General features: G+C 70.9%; 18 protein-coding genes. 11 read left to right on the top strand and 7 right to left on the bottom strand.

Annotated features, from left to right (window positions below; all coding sequences use genetic code 11):
* Position 1: 1 nt before the first annotated feature.
* From OG990_RS08820 to OG990_RS08850, 7 genes are all read left to right on the top strand, one after another.
* Positions 2–859: a siderophore-interacting protein gene (locus OG990_RS08820; RefSeq protein ID WP_406079759.1), complete on the top strand. Its 858-nt coding sequence runs from the start codon at positions 2–4 to the stop codon at positions 857–859.
* A 97-nt stretch (positions 860–956) separates the two neighbouring features.
* On the top strand, positions 957–2,507 hold the full coding sequence (locus OG990_RS08825; protein ID WP_406079761.1) for a pyridoxal phosphate-dependent decarboxylase family protein: 1,551 nt from the start codon (positions 957–959) through the stop codon (positions 2,505–2,507).
* A 35-nt stretch (positions 2,508–2,542) separates the two neighbouring features.
* The gene (locus OG990_RS08830) at positions 2,543–3,832 is read left to right on the top strand and encodes a lysine N(6)-hydroxylase/L-ornithine N(5)-oxygenase family protein (RefSeq protein ID WP_406079762.1); all 1,290 of its coding nucleotides are present in this window, start codon (positions 2,543–2,545) and stop codon (positions 3,830–3,832) included.
* Complete coding sequence (locus OG990_RS08835; protein WP_406079764.1) at positions 3,829–4,422, top strand: GNAT family N-acetyltransferase; 594 nt, start codon at positions 3,829–3,831, stop codon at positions 4,420–4,422. The genes OG990_RS08830 and OG990_RS08835 overlap by 4 nt, the downstream gene beginning before the upstream one ends.
* On the top strand, positions 4,419–6,266 hold the full coding sequence (locus OG990_RS08840) for an IucA/IucC family protein (protein WP_406079765.1): 1,848 nt from the start codon (positions 4,419–4,421) through the stop codon (positions 6,264–6,266). The genes OG990_RS08835 and OG990_RS08840 overlap by 4 nt, the downstream gene beginning before the upstream one ends.
* A gap of 335 nt (positions 6,267–6,601) precedes the next feature.
* A complete protein-coding gene (locus OG990_RS08845) occupies positions 6,602–7,699 on the top strand; it encodes an LLM class flavin-dependent oxidoreductase (RefSeq protein ID WP_406079767.1) in 1,098 nt (365 codons plus the stop codon).
* Positions 7,696–8,310 carry an FMN reductase gene (locus OG990_RS08850; RefSeq protein ID WP_355607010.1) on the top strand — a complete coding sequence of 205 codons (615 nt, stop codon included), beginning with the start codon at positions 7,696–7,698 and terminating at the stop codon, positions 8,308–8,310. The genes OG990_RS08845 and OG990_RS08850 overlap by 4 nt, the downstream gene beginning before the upstream one ends.
* Positions 8,311–8,319: 9 nt before the next feature.
* Here the strand turns inward: OG990_RS08850 and OG990_RS08855 are convergent, their stop codons facing one another.
* Positions 8,320–8,784, bottom strand: a complete 465-nt coding sequence (locus OG990_RS08855) for a MarR family winged helix-turn-helix transcriptional regulator (RefSeq protein ID WP_328416108.1) — start codon at positions 8,782–8,784, stop codon at positions 8,320–8,322.
* A gap of 137 nt (positions 8,785–8,921) precedes the next feature.
* Between OG990_RS08855 and OG990_RS08860 the strand changes: the two genes are divergently transcribed.
* The 3 genes from OG990_RS08860 (at position 8,922) to OG990_RS08870 (ending at position 10,422) form a co-directional block, all read left to right on the top strand.
* Positions 8,922–9,482 (top strand): NAD(P)H-dependent oxidoreductase, encoded by a 561-nt coding sequence (locus tag OG990_RS08860; protein ID WP_328416110.1) that lies wholly within the window; start codon positions 8,922–8,924, stop codon positions 9,480–9,482.
* A 137-nt stretch (positions 9,483–9,619) separates the two neighbouring features.
* Complete coding sequence (locus tag OG990_RS08865) at positions 9,620–9,943, top strand: ArsR/SmtB family transcription factor (RefSeq protein WP_406079769.1); 324 nt, start codon at positions 9,620–9,622, stop codon at positions 9,941–9,943.
* Positions 9,940–10,422: an SRPBCC family protein gene (locus OG990_RS08870; protein ID WP_406079771.1), complete on the top strand. Its 483-nt coding sequence runs from the start codon at positions 9,940–9,942 to the stop codon at positions 10,420–10,422. The genes OG990_RS08865 and OG990_RS08870 overlap by 4 nt, the downstream gene beginning before the upstream one ends.
* A gap of 3 nt (positions 10,423–10,425) precedes the next feature.
* Here the strand turns inward: OG990_RS08870 and OG990_RS08875 are convergent, their stop codons facing one another.
* From OG990_RS08875 to OG990_RS08895, 5 genes are all read right to left on the bottom strand, one after another.
* Positions 10,426–11,343: an RNA polymerase sigma-70 factor gene (locus OG990_RS08875; RefSeq protein ID WP_406079773.1), complete on the bottom strand. Its 918-nt coding sequence runs from the start codon at positions 11,341–11,343 to the stop codon at positions 10,426–10,428.
* The gene (locus OG990_RS08880; protein ID WP_406079774.1) at positions 11,340–12,545 is read right to left on the bottom strand and encodes an NAD(P)/FAD-dependent oxidoreductase; all 1,206 of its coding nucleotides are present in this window, start codon (positions 12,543–12,545) and stop codon (positions 11,340–11,342) included. The genes OG990_RS08875 and OG990_RS08880 overlap by 4 nt, the downstream gene beginning before the upstream one ends.
* Before the next feature lie 99 nt (positions 12,546–12,644).
* Positions 12,645–13,766 (bottom strand): hypothetical protein, encoded by a 1,122-nt coding sequence (locus OG990_RS08885; RefSeq protein WP_406079776.1) that lies wholly within the window; start codon positions 13,764–13,766, stop codon positions 12,645–12,647.
* A 21-nt stretch (positions 13,767–13,787) separates the two neighbouring features.
* Complete coding sequence (locus tag OG990_RS08890) at positions 13,788–15,776, bottom strand: zinc ribbon domain-containing protein (protein WP_406079778.1); 1,989 nt, start codon at positions 15,774–15,776, stop codon at positions 13,788–13,790.
* Positions 15,776–16,384, bottom strand: a complete 609-nt coding sequence (locus OG990_RS08895) for an IS607 family transposase (protein WP_406079779.1) — start codon at positions 16,382–16,384, stop codon at positions 15,776–15,778. The genes OG990_RS08890 and OG990_RS08895 overlap by 1 nt, the downstream gene beginning before the upstream one ends.
* 120 nt (positions 16,385–16,504) lie before the next feature.
* On the opposite strand from OG990_RS08895, the gene OG990_RS08900 reads away from it, so the two are divergent.
* Positions 16,505–17,779, top strand: coding sequence for an MFS transporter (locus OG990_RS08900; RefSeq protein WP_328416124.1), 1,275 nt, complete (start codon positions 16,505–16,507; stop codon positions 17,777–17,779).
* A gap of 467 nt (positions 17,780–18,246) precedes the next feature.
* On the opposite strand, the gene OG990_RS08905 is transcribed toward OG990_RS08900, so the two are convergent.
* Positions 18,247–18,732, bottom strand: coding sequence for a GNAT family N-acetyltransferase (locus OG990_RS08905; protein ID WP_328416126.1), 486 nt, complete (start codon positions 18,730–18,732; stop codon positions 18,247–18,249).
* Positions 18,733–18,743 lie beyond the last annotated feature (11 nt).

The following is an 18,743-nucleotide window of genomic DNA, read 5'->3' on the forward strand; positions in this document are numbered from 1 at the left end:
CATGAGTACGAGCACCGTCGAGCCTGTCGCCCTCCAGTACCGCTTCTTCGCCGCGCACGTCGTCCGGTCCCGCCGGGTCGGGGCTTCACTGGTACGGGTCACACTCGGCGGTGCGGAGCTGGCCGGGTTCGCCGGCGGCGGCCGGGACCAGAGCGTCTCGCTGTTCCTGCCGCACCCCGGACAGGACGCCCCGGTGGTGCCGATCGAGCTGGGCGACGACTGGTTCGGCGCCTGGCGGGCACTTCCGCCGGACATCCGCGCGGTGATGCGCTCGTACACCATCCGGGAGCACCGCCCGGCCGCCGCCGAGGTGGACATCGATTTCGTCAGCCACGGTGACACCGGCCCCGCCTCGCGCTGGGCCGGTCAGGCCGGGCCCGGTGACCGGTTGCTGATGCTCGGCCCGGCCGTGCGGGACAACCGCAGCGTCTGCTTCCGCCCGCCGGACGACACCGACGTCGTCCTGCTGGCCGCCGACGAGACCGCGCTGCCGGCCGCCGCCGGCATCCTGGCCTGGCTGCCTGCCGGCACCCGGGTCCGCGCCTGGATCGAGGTGCCGGCCGCCGCCGACATCGGTGAGCTGCCCACCGCGGCGGACGCGGAGATCAGGTGGATCGTGCGGGGCAGCACCCCACCCGGCAGCGACCTGCTGGTCACCGCGATCCGCGGCGCCCGGTTGCCCACCGGCACCCCGTACGCCTGGATCGCCGGTGAATCCGGCGCGGTGCGGGCACTGCGCCGGCACCTGGTCGGCGAGCGGGGCATCGACCGCCGACGGGTGACCTTCGCCGGCTACTGGCGACACGGGGCATCCGAGGAAGACCTGCGCGCCGAGGCGCTCGTCGGCGCCACCGCCTGAGCGGCGACCCATCTGAAGGCAGCACGGCCCCCGGCGCGCACGAACGCGCCGGGGGAGGGTTCCGGCTGCCCATCGTCGAGAACGTGGAGGACATCCCGTGACCGTGCCGACGTACCCCGTCAAGACCACCGCACCGCCACCGGCGCCGGCTGCCGCTCCGGCCGCCGCGCGAGCCCAGCTGCTCCACGACGGATCGGTCGAGCAGTACCGGCGGACACTCGCCGCCGGCGTCGACCGGGTCGCCCGCCGGGTGGCCACCGTGGACCAGCCCGGCACCGGGATCACCCCAGCCGAGCTGGCCCCCCTGGTCGACCGCGTCGACCTGGACCGGCCGCTCGGCGACGCCACCGCCGCGCTGGACGAGCTGGAGGACGTCTACCTGCACGACGCCGTCTGGTTCCACCACCCCCGCTACCTCGCCCACCTCAACTGCCCGGTGGCCATCCCGGCGCTGCTCGGCGAGGCGGTGCTCACCGCGGTCAACTCCTCGCTGGACACCTGGGACCAGAGCGCCGGGGCCACCCTCATCGAGCGGCGGTTGATCGACTGGACCGCCAACCGGATCGGCCTCGGCCCGAACGCCGACGGCGTGTTCACCAGCGGGGGCAGCCAGTCCAACCTGCACGCGCTGCTGCTGGCCCGCGAGGAGGCGTGCGCCGCCGCGACCAGCCCGGCGGACCGCGCCGAACTGCTGCCCCGGCTGCGCGTCATCACCTCCGCGGCCGGCCACTTCAGCGTGCAGAAGTCGGCCAAGCTGCTCGGCCTCGCCCCGGACGCGGTGATCGCGGTGTCCACCGACCCGCAGCGGCGGATCCGGCCCGCCGCCGTCCGCGACGAGATCGCCCGGTGCCGGCAGGCCGGGCTGGTGGTGATGGCCGTCGTCGGCACCGCCGGCACCACCGACTTCGGCTCCATCGACCCGCTCGCCGAGCTGGCCGGGATCTGCGCGGCGGCCGGCGTCTGGCTGCACGTGGACGCCGCGTACGGCTGCGGGCTGCTGGTCTCGCCGACCCGCCGGCACCTGCTCGACGGCATCGAGCGGGCCGACTCGGTGACCGTCGACTACCACAAGTCGTTCTTCCAGCCGGTCAGCTCCAGCGCGCTGCTGGTCCGCGACCGGCAGGTGCTGCGGCACGCCACCTACCACGCCGACTACCTCAACCCGGCGCGAATGGTGGAGCAGCGGATCCCCAACCAGGTCGACAAGAGCCTGCAGACCACCCGCCGCTTCGACGCGCTGAAGCTCTGGCTGACCCTGCGGGTGATGGGCCCGGACGCGCTCGGCGCGCTCTTCGACGAGGTGGTCGACCGGGCCGCCGACGCCTGGGAACTGGTCAGCGAGGATCCTCGCTTCGAGGTGGTCACCCGCTCGGCGCTCAGCACGGTGGTCTTCCGCTACCTGCCCACCGGCCAGGGCCGGGAGCTGGCCGACGCGGCCAACCTGCACGCCCGGGAGGCGCTGGCCGCCTCCGGTGCCGCGTTGGTCGCCAGCACCCGGGTGGACGGGCGGCACTTCCTGAAGTTCACCCTGCTCAACCCGGCCACCACGGTCGAGGACGTCGGGCCCGTGCTCGAACTGATCGCGACCCACGCCGGCCGGTACGTGCACGACCGCGCCGCCGCTGACCTGACCTGCCACGTCGGCTGATGCCGGTGTCCCCGAACCCGCGGTTGGAGGGCCGGATGTCCACCCACGACTTCATCGCCATCGGGCTGGGCCCGTACAACCTGGGCCTGGCCTGCCTCACCGCGCCGATCGACGAACTGGACGGCGTGTTCCTGGAGGCCCGGCCGACCCTGGCCTGGCACCCCGGCATGCTGCTGGAATCGGCCCGGTTGCAGACGCCGTTCATCGCCGACCTGGTCAGCCTCGCCGACCCGACCTCGCCGTACTCCTTCCTCAACTACCTCAAGGAGATCGGCCGGCTCTACCCGTTCTACATCCGGGAGAGCTTCTACCCCCTGCGCAGCGAGTACGACGCCTACTGCCGCTGGGCGGCGGCGAAGCTGCCGAACCTGCGTTTCGGCCAGTCGGTGACCACCGTGGAGTACGACGTGGCCGACGAGCGCTACGTGGTGCGGGCCAGCACCGGCGCGGGGGAGACGCTCGAATACCGCGCCCCGCACCTGGTGCTCGGCACCGGCACACCGCCGTACCTGCCCGCAGCCGTCGCCGGGCTGCCCGGCGACGCGGTGCACAACTCGCGCTACCTGGAGCACCGGGACGACCTGCGGGCCAAGCGCAGCATCACCGTGGTGGGCAGCGGGCAGAGCGCCGCGGAGATCTACCACGACCTGCTCGGCGACATCGGCCGGTACGGCTACCAGCTCAACTGGGTCACCCGCTCGCCGCGCTTCTTCCCTCTCGAGTACACCAAGCTCACCCTGGAGATGACCTCACCGGACTACGTGGACTACTTCCACGCGCTGCCCGAGGACACCCGCTACCGGTTGGAGTCGGCGCAGAAGGGCCTGTTCAAGGGGATCAACGCCGACCTGATCAACGGAATCTTCGACCAGCTCTACGCGCTGAGCATCGACGGGCCGGTGAACACCCGGCTGCTCACCAACACCGAGCTGACCAGCGCCGGCTACCACGACGGGGCGTACGCGCTGGGGTTGCGCCAGGTGGAGCAGGAGCGGGACTTCACCCTGCGGACCGAGGGCCTGGTGCTGGCCACCGGCTACCACTACCAGGTGCCGGAGTTCCTGACGCCGGTGCGCGACCGCATCCGCTGGGATTCCCACGGCCGGTTCGACGTGGCCCGCAACTACAGCATCGACCACACCGGTCGGGGCATCTTCCTGCAGAACGCGGGCACCCACACGCACAGCATCACCTCGCCCGACCTGGGCATGGGCCCGTACCGCAACTCCTGGATCATCCGGGAAATGCTCGGCCGGGAGCACTACCCGGTCGAGAAGAGCATCACGTTCCAGGAGTTCGGCGCGCCCGCCGGGATGTCGTCGTGAGCGTCGTCTTCACCCGCGTTGACGATCAGCTCGGCGAGTTCGCGCTGCGGACCCTCGACCTTGACGCCGACGCCGCGCTGCTGCACGCCTGGGTGACCCACCCGAAGGCCGCGTTCTGGCTGATGCAGGACGCGGACCCGGCGCGGGTGGCCGAGGAGTACCGGCGGATCGCCGACCACCCGCACCACGACGCGTACCTCGGCCTGTGGCGCGGGCAACCCGCCTTCCTCGCCGAACGCTACGACCCTGCCCACGTCGAGCTGGTCGGCCTGTACGACGCCCAGCCCGGCGACGTGGGAATGCACTTCCTCTGCGCGCCCACCGGTAGCCCGGCGCACGGCTTCACCCGGGCGGTGATCAGCACCGTGATGGCCTGGCTCTTCGCCGACCCGTCGACCCGACGGGTGCTGGTCGAGCCGGACGTGCGCAACACCGCCGTGCACGCGCTGAACGCCGCCGTCGGCTTCGAGGTCGTCGGCACCATCGCCAAGCCCGAGAAGGACGCGCTGCTCAGCGTCTGCACCCGGGCGCAGTTCCACGCCGCCATGCAGCGCGCCGCCGCCACCCGAGCCGAAGGAGCCCCGGCGTGACCGCTACCGCCGTCCCCACCCAGTCGTCCGCCACCGTCCCGGCCGCCGCCGTTGACCCGGTTGGCCATCTCACCCCGCAGCGCTGGGCCCGGGCCAACCGGCTGCTGGTCCGCAAGGCTCTCTCCGAGTTCACCCACGAACGGCTGCTCACCCCGGAACCCGTGTCGGCCGCCGACGACGACCGGCAGTGGTACGAGATCCGCAGCGACGACGGCACGGTCACCTACCGGTTCGCTGCCCGCGTGCTCGCCCTGGCGCACTGGCAGATAGACCCGGACAGCATCACCCGGCACCGCGACGGCACGTCTCTGCCGCCCGACGCGGTGGACCTGATCGTCGAGCTGCGTGACACCCTCGGGCTCTCCGCACGGGTGCTCCCGGTCTACCTGGAGGAGATCACCTCCACGCTGGCCGGCACCGCGTACAAACTGGCCCAGCCCGCGCCGAGCGCCGCCGAGCTTGCCGGGGCGGACTTCCAGACCATCGAGACGTCGATGACCGAGGGCCACCCCTGCTTCGTGGCCAACAACGGCCGGCTCGGCTTCGGCGTCGACGAGTACCACCGGTACGCCCCGGAGGCCGCCGCGCCGGTCCGGCTCGAGTGGCTGGCCGCGCACCGGGACCACTCGACGTTCAGCAGCGCCGCCGATCTCGACTACGACGCGCTGATCGACGGTGAGCTGGACCCGGAGACCCGGGCACGGTTCGCGGCCACGATGGCCGACCTCGGCCTGGATCTCGCCGACTACCACCTGATCCCGGCGCACCCCTGGCAGTGGTGGAACAAGCTGGCGGTCACCTTCGCCGGTGAGCTGGCCGAGCGCCGGCTGGTGCACCTCGGCCCCGGGCCGGACAGCTACCTGGCCCAGCAGTCCATCCGCACCTTCTTCAACGTCACCGAGCCGAGCCGGCACTATGTCAAGACCGCGCTGTCGGTGCTGAACATGGGCTTCATGCGCGGGCTGTCGGCCGCGTACATGGCGGCCACCCCGGCGATCAACGACTGGCTGGCCGAGCTGATCGCCGGTGACGAGGTGCTGGCCGGCACCGGGCTGACCGTCATCCGGGAGCGGGCCGCGGTGGGCTACCGGCACCGCCAGTACGAGTCGGCCACCGACCGCACCTCCCCGTACCGCAAGATGTTGGCCGCCCTGTGGCGGGAGAGCCCGGTGCCCGGCCTGGCGCCGGGGCGGCGACTGTCCACGATGGCCGCGCTGCTGCACGTGGACACCGACGGCGGCTCGCTGGCGGCGGCGCTGATCGCCCGGTCCGGCCTGGCGCCCGAGGTGTGGCTGCGCCGCTACCTGGACGCCTACCTGACCCCGCTGCTGCACAGCTTCTACGCCCACGACCTGGCCTTCATGCCGCACGGCGAGAACGTCATCCTGGTCCTCGACGAGCAGGACACCGTCGAGCGGGTGATCTTCAAGGACATCGCCGAGGAGATCGCGGTGATGAGCACCGAGGTCGAGCTGCCGGCGGCGGTGGAGCGGATCAGGGTCGAGGTGCCCGATGACACCAAGCTGCTGACCATCTTCACCGACGTGGTGGACTGCTTCCTGCGCCACCTCAACGCGGTGCTGGCCGAGGCCGGCGTACTGGCCGAGGAGGACTTCTGGCGGACCGTCGCCGCCTGCGCCACCGACTATCTGGACCGGGTGCCGCACCTGGCCGAGCGCGCCCGCCGCTACGACCTGTTCGCTCCGGAGTTCACGTTGTCCTGCCTCAACCGGCTCCAACTTCGCGACAACCAGCAGATGATCGACCTGACCGACCCGTCGGCCGCCCTCCAGTTCGTCGGCACCCTGACCAACCCGCTGGCCCCCTACGGCCCGTCCCACTGACCACGCGCTCCGGCCCGGTCGGCGACGCCGACCGGGCCGGAGCGAGACGGACGCGTATCCCCGCGACGCTGTCGCACATGGCCAGGGCGCTCGCCAACGGGTGCAATGGACGCATGACTGATACCGAGGTGACCTCGCGGTCGGCCGCCGCCACCGGCGTCTGGGCGGTGTGAGATGGGCTTCCTGCGTACCGCGAGCCTGTCGGGCTCGGCCGGCAGGCAGGTACGTGACCGCCGCCACAAAACTCCTTGACCAGTCAAGGAATCTGTGCCGCCCGCCCGAGGTTGCTGATGAGCGTCAGGCACGACCGGTGCGAGCGAGGCAGGCGAGTTCGGATGCAGTTCGGAATCTTCGGCGTGGGAGACGTGGCACGCGACCCCGTGAGCGGGCGGATGCCGTCCGAGCACGAACGGATCAAGGCTGTGGTGGAGTACGCGAAGCTGGCCGAAGAGGTCGGGCTGGACGTCTTCGCTATCGGCGAGCACCACAACCCGCCATTCTTCCCGTCCTCGCCCACCACCCTGCTGGGTCACGTCGCGGCCCGGACCGAGAAGATCATTCTGTCCACCTCGACCACGCTGATCACCACCAACGACCCGGTGAAGATCGCCGAGGACTACGCGATGCTCCAGCACCTGGCCGACGGCCGGGTCGACCTGATGATGGGGCGCGGCAACACCGGCCCGGTCTACCCCTGGTTCGGGCAGGACATCCGTAACGGCATCCCGCTCGCGGTCGAGAACTACGGCCTGCTGCGCCGGCTCTGGCGCGAGGAGGTGGTCGACTGGGAGGGGCGGTTCCGCACGCCCCTGCAGTCGTTCACCTCGACCCCGCGCCCGCTGGACGGCGTGCCGCCGTTCGTCTGGCACGGTTCGATCCGCAGCCCGGAGATCGCCGAGCAGGCCGCCTACTACGGCGACGGGTTCCTGCACAACAACCTGCTCTGGCCCAAGGCCCACGTCCAGCGGATGGTCGGGCTCTACCGCCGGCGGTTCGAGCACTACGGGCATGGCCCCGCGGACCAGGCGATCGTCGGCCTGGGCGCGCAGGTGTTCATGCGGAAGAACTCGCAGGACGCGAAGCGGGAGTTCCGTCCGTACTTCGACAACTCCGCGGCGTACGGGCACGGGCCGTCCCTGGAGGAGACAATGAAGCAGACGGCGCTCCTGGTCGGCAGCCCGCAGGAGGTGATCGACCGGACCCTGGCCTTCCGGGAGTACGCCGGCGGCGACTACCAGCGGCAGGTCTTCAACGTCGACGGGATCGGGGTCCCTCGCAGGACCGTGCTGGAGCAGATCGAGATGCTGGGCGAGGTCGTTCAGGTGCTGCGTAAGGAGTTCGCGGTGGGCCGTCCCGCCCACGTCCCGGACGCACCCACCCACGCCTCGCTGAAGGCCGCGGCGCTGGCCGGTGCCGTGGAGGAGGTGCGATGAAGCGCACCATCGCCGTCGTGTCGGCCGGCCTGCGACAGCCGTCGTCGACCCGGATGCTCGCCGACCGGTTGGCCGACGCGGTCCGCCGTGAGCTGGAGCGGCTCGGCGCCGAGGTCGACGTCGAGCTGATCGAGGTACGCGACCACGCGCACGACCTGGTCAACAACCTGCTGGCGGGGTACCCGTCGGAGGACCTTGAGCGGGTGCAGGACACCGTCCGGCGTGCCGACGCGCTGGTCGCGGTGACGCCGACGTTCTCCGCCTCGTACAACGGGATCTTCAAGATGTTCGTCGAGGTCCTCGACGACGCGGCCCTGGTCGACAAGCCGGTGCTGGTCGCCGCCACCGGCGGGACGGGGCGTCATTCGCTGGTGCTGGAGCACGCGTTGCGGCCGCTCTTCAGCTACCTGCACGCGGTCGTGGTGCCCACCGCGGTGTTCGCGGCACCGGAGGACTGGGGGGCCGGCGACGCGGCGCAGGGCTCGCTGGTCCAGCGGATCGACCGGGCGGCCGGCGAGCTGGCCCGCGAGGTGGACCGGCGTGACCCACCAGCTCCCGTCGACCCGTACGCCGACCCGGCGCCGTTCGAGCGGTTGCTCGGCGGCGGGTGAGCGCCTGGCTCAGTCGGCCGTCCCGACCCGTCGGAAGGCGCGGGCCAACTGGGCGAGGTCGAGGCCCTCGAAGTGGTCCAGGAACCGCCGCCGCACGGCGGCCAGGTGGCTCGGCCAGGACTCTTCCAACCGGGCGAAGCCGGCGTCGGTGAGGACGGCGTTCCAGCCGCGGGCATCCTGCTCGCTGCGGACCCGCTCGACCAGGCCGTGCGTCTCCAGCCGAATGATGGTGCGGGTCATCCCGCTGAGCGAGAGCTGACACTCCGCGGCGAGTTCGTTCATCCGCATCTGCCGGCCCGGCGCCTCGGAGAGGACCCGCAGGGCGGTGTACTCGGTCAGCGGCAGCTGACGGTCGCCGGTCATGTCCGCGTCGATCGCCCGGGGCAGGACGAACATCAGCTGGCCCAGGGAACGGACCAGCGCCTCCTCGTCGGGGTTGAGGGGGAGCAGGGGTTCTGCCGAGCTGCCGGACATGCCCCAATCCTAGTTGCTTGACCGAGCAATTGCTCACCCTCGCTGTGACGGTAAGCATAGGACAAGTATTTGCTTGATCAAGCAAGAAGTAGCTAGCTTTCATCCGCCAGGCAAGGACCTTCTGGAAAGGCGCAACCATGACCAGGATCGGGATCATCCTCGGGAGCACCCGCCCGGGGCGTAACGGCGAAGCCGTCGCCCGCTGGGTGCTTGAGGTCGCCAAGCAGCGCTCCGACGCGGAGTTCGAGCTGATCGACCTGCTCGACTACAAGCTGCCGCACCTCGACGAGGCGTACCCGCCGTCGATGGGTCAGTACACCCAGCCGCACACGCTGCGGTGGGCCGAGACCATCGCGTCGTTTGACGGGTTCGTCATGGTCACCCCGGAGTACAACCACTCCACCTCGGGCGCCCTGAAGAACGCCATCGACTTCCTCTACGCCGAGTGGAACAACAAGGCCGTCGGCTTCGTCAGCTACGGCTCGGTCGGCGGCGCGCGGGCCGTCGAGCACCTGCGTCTGATCGCCGGTGAGCTCCAGATGGCCGACGTGCGCTCGCAGGTCGCGCTGTCGCTCTTCACCGACTTCGAGAACTTCAGCGTCTTCAAGCCCAACGAGCACCAGCGGGACGCGCTCGGCGTGACCCTCGACCAGGTCGTGGCCTGGAGCACCGCGCTCGCACCGCTGCGCCAGCGCTGACCACGTTTCGCACCGATCCGGAGCCGGCCGCGGGGATCCTTCCCGCGGCCGGCTCCGTGCGTTCATCCCGTGGTGGGACAGGTCTGCTCGGTCGGTGCTGGTTGACTCGGTGGCCCGTAAGCCGTAGCTTACCGTTCGTGGATACTTACCAAGCTGGCGATGGTTGGGACGCCCTGGGCGACCCCACCAGGCGCGCCATCGTCGCGTGCTTGGCTGAGCGGCCGCAGGCCGTCGGCGAACTCGCCGAAGCGCTGCCGATCAGCCGGCCCGCGGTCTCCCAGCACCTGAAGGTGCTCAAGGACGCCGGGCTGGTCACCGACCGCGCAGCCGGCACCCGCCGGGTCTATCGACTCAACCCGGCGGGCGTCGCCGCCCTGCGCGACCAGCTCGACACGTTCTGGAACCGTGCCCTGGCCAGCTACCAGGAAGTGGTCGAACAACCCACCGAGGAGAAGTCATGACCCCAGCAACAGACACCGTGGTCCGCCGGCAGATCATTGTCGAGGCGCCGATCGAGCGAGCCTTCACCGTGTTCACCCAGCGGTTCGGCGACGTCAAACCGCCGGAGCACAACCTCCTCGGCGCGGCCATCGCCGAGACCGTGTTCGAACCGAAGGTCGGCGGTCACATCTACGACCGGGGCGTCGACGGCACCGAGTGCCGCTGGGCCCGTGTCCTCGCCTACGACCCACCGGACCGGGTCGTGTTCAGCTGGGACATCAGCCCCCAGTGGCAGGTCGAGACCGAGCCGGACAACACCAGCGAGGTCGAGGTCACGTTCGTCGCCGAGTCGCCGCAGCGCACCCGGGTGGAGCTGGAGCACCGTCACCTCGACCGGCACGGACCCGGCTGGCAGTCCGTCAGCGACGGCGTCGCCCACGACGAAGGATGGCCGCTGTACCTGACCCGGTACGCCGCCCTGTTCACCGAGAGCGACTGACGGTCAGGTCGTGATGTCGTGAGCGGTGCCCCCGGCGACGGCGTGGAGCTTGTCGGGGTTGGCGACGTTGTGGATGGCGGCGATGCGGCCGTCAGCGTCGATGTCGAAGGTGACGGTCGCGATCACCCGGCCCGCACCCCGGAACACCATGCCCGGGCCGCCGTTGATCTCGACCACCTCGGCCGTCATGTCGGCAGGCTCGATGCCCTGGTAGCTGACGGTGCCGATGGCCGCGAACCAGGCGGCGACCGTCCGCGCACCCACGATGGGACGCAGGGCCTGGCGGACCTTGCCACCGCCGTCGGTCCACAGCGTGACGTCCGGGGACAGCAACTCCATCAGGGTGTTGATGTCACCACCGGTCGCGGCGGCGATGAACCGCTCGGTGACCCCACGCTGCTGCGACCGGTCCGCCGTGAAGCGTGGCCGCCGGGCACGCACGTGCTCGCGAGCACGATGCGCGGCCTGGCGCACCGCGGCCTCCGAGCGTTCCACCGCCACCGCGATCTCGGCATGGCTGAAGTCGAAGACCTCCTTCAGCACGAACACGGCCCGCTCCAGCGGGCTGAGCGTCTCCAACACCACCAGCATCGCCATCGACACCGACTCGGCATCCGTGACGGTGTCGGCGGTGTCGCCCTCGGTCAGGATCGGCTCGGGCAGCCACGGCCCCACGTAGGTCTCGCGCTGGTGCCGGCTGGAACGCAACCGCTGTAGCGCGAGGTTCGACACGATCCGCGCCAGGTACGCCTTGGGGTCGGCCACCTGGGAGCGATCGGCCGCCGACCACTTGATCCAGGCGTCCTGGACCGCATCCTCAGCGTCCGCCGCGCTGCCGAGGATGCGGTACGCCACCGAGAACAGCAGGTTGCGGTGGTTGTGGAAGACCTGCTGGTCGGGATCCGGGTGCGGAGGGATCACCGCGCGCCCCGCAACCGGGTGAAGCGGCCACCGTGCGGCCAGAACGCGCCCGAGGAGGGCATCTTCTTCATTCGCCGATAGGTCGGCCAGGGTGAGGCGCTCACGGTCTCCTTGTACCAGGTCGCCGTACGGCCGGTCAGGAAGCCCCGACGAGGGCTGTCGTCGGGGTGGGTGAACTGCACCACCGCGTCGTGCCGTCCGAGGCTCACCGGCGTGTGGTAGTAGCCGAAGCGGAACGGCTTCGGCTGCCTGCCGTTGAGCGCACGGACGATCGACACCGCGGCGTGCACACCGGTCGGCATCCCGCTCTGGCAGGTGCCGTGCATGACGCCGTAGCCCTGCCGGATCGCGGCCGCATCGCCGACCGCGTACACGTCGAGGTGCGACACCGACCGCAGCGCGGCGTCGGTCACGACGCGGCCGCGACCGTCGACGGTCAGACCCGCGGCGGCCGCCACCGGCGACACCCGCGTACCGCCCGTCCACAGCACGACGTCGGCGGCAATGGACTCCCCGCCCGCCAGCTCGACCGAGTCGGGCAGCACCTTCGTCACCGCCGTTCCGCTGCGCACCTGGACACCGAGGCGATCGAGCGCGGCCCGCAGGTACGCCTGGGCCTTCACGGTCATGCTGGCGCCGGGTTCCTGCCGGCCCGCCAGTACCACGTTCACCTTCGGGTACCGTTCGGCGATCTCCGCGGCCGACTCGACGCCGGTCAGCCCGCTGCCGGCGACCACCACCGTGCCGCTGGCGAGCCGCGCCAGCCGGTCGGCCAGCAACGCGGCGTCCTGGGCGCCGTTGAGGGTGTACGCGTGGTCGTCGACACCCGGCACCAGCGCCGTGTCGGCCACGCTGCCCAACCCGTACACCAGGGTGTCGTAGTGCAGCACCCGGCTGTCGTCGATCCGCACGGTCTTCGTGTGCACGTCCACCGCCGTCACCCAGCCGCGTACGAACCGCGCGCCCGTGCCCGCCAGGAGCGCCGGGATGTCCATCTCGCCGAGCTGCTGCCCGGTCGCCGTCATGTGCAGCCGCAACCGCTCGGTGAACCGCTCCTGCGCGTTCACCAGGGTCACCTGCACATCGGCGCGCCGCTTGGTGCGGGCCGCGAGCTGGATCGCCGCGGCCATGCCCGCGTAGCCCGCGCCCAGGATCAGGACGCGGTGCGTGCTCGCCGTGCCGGCTCCGTGTGGTGTGTTCATCGTCGTGCCCCTCCGCCGCTCGTGTTGACGACCACGAGATGCGGAGCGCCCGTCCGTCCGTGACATGGGAGCGGTGTGACGCCCGACACATGTCGATCGTCACCTGCGGAGGCGCTTCGAATGGTTCCTTGCCAGCCGCTCAACTCGCCATCGTCCATATTCGTGGACCAGAGCGAGATAGAGGGCAACGGGGGCGACCGGAGTCCAGGCCCGCGTCGGCCACCCGCCATGCAGCCGCTGCAGGACGGACCGGACAGTGAAGGGGACGAACTCCCAGGACTCGATCTCCAACCCACGGTCCTTGCCGCTTCGCTGCAGCCGGCGATCGAGTTGCTCTGAGCTGAGGTCGTGCGCGTACGCCACGAACACCGAATCCCATTGGTGACGCTCGGTGTCGATGGTGAAGCCGAGCAGAGCCAGGCGATACTCATGATCTTCGAGGGACAGTTCCTCACACAGCCCGCGCCGGGCGGCAGCGTGTATCCGAGGCGGAAGACCGCTCGGCGAGTCGAGCCTCGCGCTGAGCCCTTCGTCGGCCGAGACCCCCCAGTGCAGAGGGCGGGACCCGACATCCGGGCCCCTCTGGCAGATCAGAACATGGTTGTCGGTCGTGATGACCAGAACGCTGGTGCCGAGGCTCAGCGACATGAACACGGGCGCCCTGCGGTGCCCGACCGGGTCGATGTACCTGCTCCGCGGCGTCGTGCCGTCCCTGAATCGCCTGTCGAGGTGCTGACTGGCCAGAAAGCTGTAGTAATCCGTCCGTCGCAGGTGGAGGAAGATCTCCACCTCCTCGTCGCGAGCCGTCCGCTCCTCGACCAGTTTCTCGACCGCGAAACAATCACCGTTCCAGTGATGCGGTGACCCAGATGTCTTCCTGGCCTGCTCCTCAGCGGCGATCTCCGACCGCCACGCTGCCAACTCCGCAGGTAGTTCGATGGGCTCGTCACTGACGACGAGATGCACCAGCTCCTCTTTGATGGCCTCGGTGCCATCGCCCGCCACGATCATGCACGGCGACGTGGCGCCGCCAAACTCGAAGCCCGACGCGTTCGGCGTGCGCCGTCTCGACCGTAGAACTCTGCTCCTTCGGCGCACTCCCTGCAGGAGTTTCTTGAGCGGGTCCTCGAAGGCCACTGTCATCAGGAGGCCCAGCGCGGCCCCGATGAGAAGACCGCCGCCGCCCGTGGAGATCCAGGTCAGTGCTCCCTTGAGCGTCACGGTGCGAGCGTCTCTGGTTTCCTATGTGATCCTCAGCGAGGCGGACATCGTGCCGGTGCCGCCGTCCCGGTTGGTGATGGGGGTGGCGTGTACGTGGCGGTGGAAGCCGCGGCCGAGGGTTGCCCTGCGGACCCGGTGTGGGTGTCGCGGGGCGGTGGTGGTGGAAGCCGTGTGCGGCACCTGGCGGACCGGCCCTGGCGGGTTGGTCTCCTGGGGTGTCCGTCCCGCCGGACGCTTGCCGCCAGTCCCCGGTGGGGGTTCTGTCGGGGCGGGAACCTGCCGTCGCGAGGGCAGCAGGCGTGAGGTTTTGGCAGTTGCAGGTCGGGTCTGCTTCGGGGTGGGTGCTGTTTTGCGTCGGTTCCGCACCGGCCTGGTTGTCACGGCTGGGGTTGGTCGACGCGCCCGGCGCCGCACGGGTGTGTCGGTGGCTGTGCGGATCGCGGCCTGGCCGCTACGGTCGCGGCGGGTTTTGCTCTGGTTGGCCAGGCCTCGGGCGGCGATGCGTTGCGCGGCGGCGTGGTCGCGGTCCAGTGACAGGCCACACGAGCAGGTGGCCCACCGGTACCCGGCCACGCACTGGTCCGGTGCCTTGACATGCGTGACCGCAGCACCGCAGCGGGGACAGCCCGACGACGTACCACGCGCCGGCACAGTCACGACTGCGATACCGGCTTTCGCGGCGAGGTGGGCGACGGCGGTGAACACGGCGCCGCGTACCGCACCGGACAGTCGCCGGTTGAGGCTGCGCGACCGGCCACCCGCCTCGAGGGTGGCAAGGTTCTCGACGTAGACGACGGTGGCGCCGGCCGCGGTCGCATGGTCGACGAGCCACCGCGCCGCCGACCAGGCTACCGCGTGGTTGAGGTGCCGGATCCGGGCGCACACCGCCGCATGTTCAGCCTCCAAGCAGGCAAGCTTGCCAGCCAGGGCCGAGTCGGCGGGGGCGTCGGCGGGCCGGCCGTCCCGCAGCCGAGTCAGGTGGTCGGCTTTGGTGCGCAGGCGTTCGCGGTGGCGGCGTAGTCGCACCAGTTTCGCCGACACGCCGGTCGCGTCGAACCGCAACGGACGCCCGTCCACGACGACGGAGCCGCCCTCGAGGTCGGCCACGGTGGCGGTCAGCAGGGTGTTCACCCCCCAGTCGACACCCAGCCCCCGCGTGTGCCCGTCTACCGGCGGCGGCGTGTGCGGGGCCCGCCACGGCAGGTCGACACGAACTCTGCCATCGCGGGGCCGCACCGTCGGAGTACACACCTTCACCCCGGCGGGCACGATCACCGGCAGCACCACGTCGAAGGCATGCCACACCCAGTCACGGTACGAGACCGGACCCGCACATGTCGGAAGCTGCGAGCACACCCGCACCATGCGGTCGTCGACCCGGTCGACGACGACCTGTTGCCGGTCGGCCGCGGCCAGGCTCACCTGCCGCGCCACAACCGGCGGACCCTCCAACTCACACACGTCCGCGGGCAGCCGCCCATGCACGCCAAGGTATCCGGCGATCTGCCGGGTGCGGTTGCGGATCGTCGCGGTATCGCATCCTTCGGGTAGCGCCGCCCGCAACGCCGACCATTCGCCATCGGTCCGGGCGAATGGATCGGCCGGCCACGTCGCCAGCAGCGCGGCAACGACCGCGCGACGGTGACATCCCAGACGCAGAGCCCGGGCGGCTTCCTCCTCGGCGATGCGACGAACCCGGTCCGACACCACCACACCCGCCGCCGCCACCGCACCCCAGCCGAGCCGGCGCAACGCCATCCACCCACTCGCCGGCAGACGCCGCCCATCAACGCCGACCCCACCCGCAAGCACCGCAAGATCCGCATCCGACCAATGCACGGCGATCACCTGATCGGCCATGCCCCGCACCAGGTCCGCCAGCCACCCCACCCGCTCGGCAAACACCCGCCCCGCCACCGGCACCCGCACACCCGGCGCGTCGGGCGTACCGCCGCACACCGCCCGGTACGCCGTGCACGTCGCGGTCGACGTCAGCCAGGAGCCAGCCACTACCCCACGCCCTCACCCGCGGCTGCCAGCAGCCGGCGCTTGGCCTCACGCGACCGAATCCCGTACATCCGGCCAGCGAACGTTGCCACCAGGGACATAAAGTCGTCTAACAGTTCCTCGATCCCACCGGCCGAACCCTTCGAATACAGCACCTCGACGCTCACCCCGTCACGGGCAAGCAGTGCGCTCAACCAGGCGGTGCCGAACCGGGCCAGCCGGTCGCTGTGGGTCACTCTCACCACCGTGAACTCGCCCGCCGCCGCTGCCTTCAACAACCGCATCAGACCCGGCCGGTTCTCCCGCAGCCCAGACGCCCTGTCCCTGAACATCGCCACCACCTCGCCGGCAGCCGTAGCCCTCAGCTCCGCCTCCTGGGCCACCAGCGACGACTCCTGACCCGTCGCACCCGACACCCGCACATACAACGCCTCACGCCGCGGCCGTTCCGCCTCACCACGACCCACGAACACGTCCAGCAACGCAGAGTCGAACCGACGTTCCCGACCCACCCACGTCACCGCCACACGACCCTCATCCGCCCACCGACGCAAAGTCACAGGATGCACACCGATGTACTCCGCAGCCGAACCCAGACGCAGCAACGACATGACCGAGAAAGTAGTACATAGGATCGCTTAGCCAATCAACCAGCAGCGGCACACCCTATCGATGGCACGCGATCGCCTGGCGGTCCGAACGGGGCGACCGCGCGCACTACCCTCGGCGAGATGAGTCGACCTGCCGGCGGTGGCCGGACCCCACTGTGGCGGGATCGCACCTTTGGCACGTACTGGGTCGCGCAGTCGCTCTCCGCGGCCGGCGACTCGTTCGCCTACCTCGCGGTGCCGTTGCTGGTGCTCCAGGCGACCGGGTCGATCACCCAGATGGGCCTGCTCACGGCCGTGGCCGGCGCAGCGTCCGTCGCCGCCGGGATCTTCGGTGGGGTGCTGGTCGACCGGTACGATCGGCGCACCCTGATGATCGTGGCGGATGTGGCCCGGCTGGTGCTCTATGGCCTGGTGCCGCTGGCTTGGCTCGCCGGTCCGCAGGTCTGGTTGCTCTTCGTGGTGCTGCCGATCTGCGAGGCCGCCGGGATGGTGTTCCAGGTCGCCGCGGTGACCGCGGTCCGCAACCTGGTCGACCGGGACCGGATCACCGAGGCCAACGGGCGGTTGCAGGCGACCTACGCGGCGGCGGCCGTGCTCGGGCCGCTGCTCGCCGGCGTGGTGTCGGCCCGGTTCGGCCCGGCGACGGCGATCGCCGTCAACGCGGCGAGCTTCGCTCTCTCCGCTGCCGGCCTCCGGATGATCCGGCTGCGGCCCGCCCAGCCCGACGGCTTCGCTCCGGTAGGCCGGGAGCGGCCGCTGGCCGAGTTCCTGGCCGGGGCGCGGTTCCTGTGGCGCCAGCCGGTGCTGCGGTCGCTGACCGTGCTGCTGTCGGTGTTCATCTTCCTCACCTACGGCTTCACCGACGTGCTCGTCTACCACGTCAAGCACGACCTCGGCGGTTCCGACCGGACCGTCGGCACGGTGCTCGGCCTGGCGGCGCTCGGCACGGTCGTCGGGGCGCTACTGGTGGCGCCGTTGCGCCGCCGACGCGGCTTCGGCGTGACCTGGATCAGCGCGCACTGCGTCTGCGGTCTGGCCCTCGCGGGCGTCGGCCTCGCGACCACCGTGCCGACGGTCACCGTGCTGACCGCGGTCTACCTGTGCTGCCTCAGCGTGGGCGGGATCTGTTCGATGTCGCTTCGTCAGGAGATCACCCCCGACCACCTACTCGGCCGGGTCACCTCGGCCTTCTGGAGCACGCACTACGCCCTCGGGCCGGCCGGCGCAGTCGCGCTGACCTGGGCCGCCGCCCGGTACGGCGTCCCGACGGTCGCCCTCGTCGCGGGGACGGGCTGCCTGCTGGTCGCGGTCGGCGGCCTGTTCAGCCCGATCCGCCGGGCCGGCGCGGAGCCACGTCGGTCGCCCGTCGCCATCCCGGTGGGGGAGGCCGGTTAGCCGCGGCTCCACCCCGGTCGTCCTTCGAGCCGATCGGTCCCGCGCTGCGGCACGAGCCGGATCCCGTCCCGCTGCCCCTGTCCGCCCCGCGCTGCGGCACGAGCCGGATCCCGTCCCGCTGCCCCCGTCCGCCCCGCGCCAACCGCCGGCCGAGCACGTACCCGTCGCGGTCCCAGCTGCGCCCGCTCGTCTACTCCACCCTGGTTGCCTGTCGAGCTGCCCCAGAAATGGGGCAGCAATGCCGTCGCGCGCTGCCTCTGACGGGACCGGCGAGTTCGAGTGACCGCGGGCCGGGTTGGAAGCGACCGCAGGCCGGGGTGGAAGTGACCGCAGGCCGGGGGTGGACCAGCCCGCACCGCCGGCACCGTTGGCCGGGAACCGCCTGCCCCACATCTGGGGCAGCTCGACAGGCACGCAGCAGTGCCACGCACCCGGCGGCGGTTGTTCCGCCGCACCCGCCGGTCCGGTCAGAACTCCTGGTACATGACGTGGAGGCCGACCCGGCCGAGGGCGGGGTGGCGGAACGCGCCCGGCACCGTGCCGACCACGTCGAACCCCTCCCGCCGGTACAGCTCCACCGCCGACCGGTTGCTCTCCACCACGGCGTTGAACTGCATGCCGGCGTACCCCTGCTGGCGGGCCCAGGCCAGCGCGTCGCGGCACAGCGCGGTGCCCACGCCCCGGCCCCGGGCATCGGCGGCGACCATGAAGCTCGCGGTGGACACGTGCGCGCCCGGCCCGGGCCGGTTGGTGCCCATCTTCGCGGTGCCGAGCACCCGCTCGCCGTCCACCGCCACGACGGTCCGCCCCGGCGCCGCCTCGGCCCACATACCGTACGACTGCTCGGCGGTCATCGCGGGATCGTAGGGAAAGGTCTCCTGTGCCCGGATCACCTCCTCGATGATCGGCCACACCTGCGACCAGTCCTGGTCGACGAACTCCCGAATCAGCACCGGGGGAGGTT

It is taken from the genome of Micromonospora sp. NBC_00858 (genome assembly GCF_045207365.1).
Lineage (GTDB): Bacteria > Actinomycetota > Actinomycetes > Mycobacteriales > Micromonosporaceae > Micromonospora.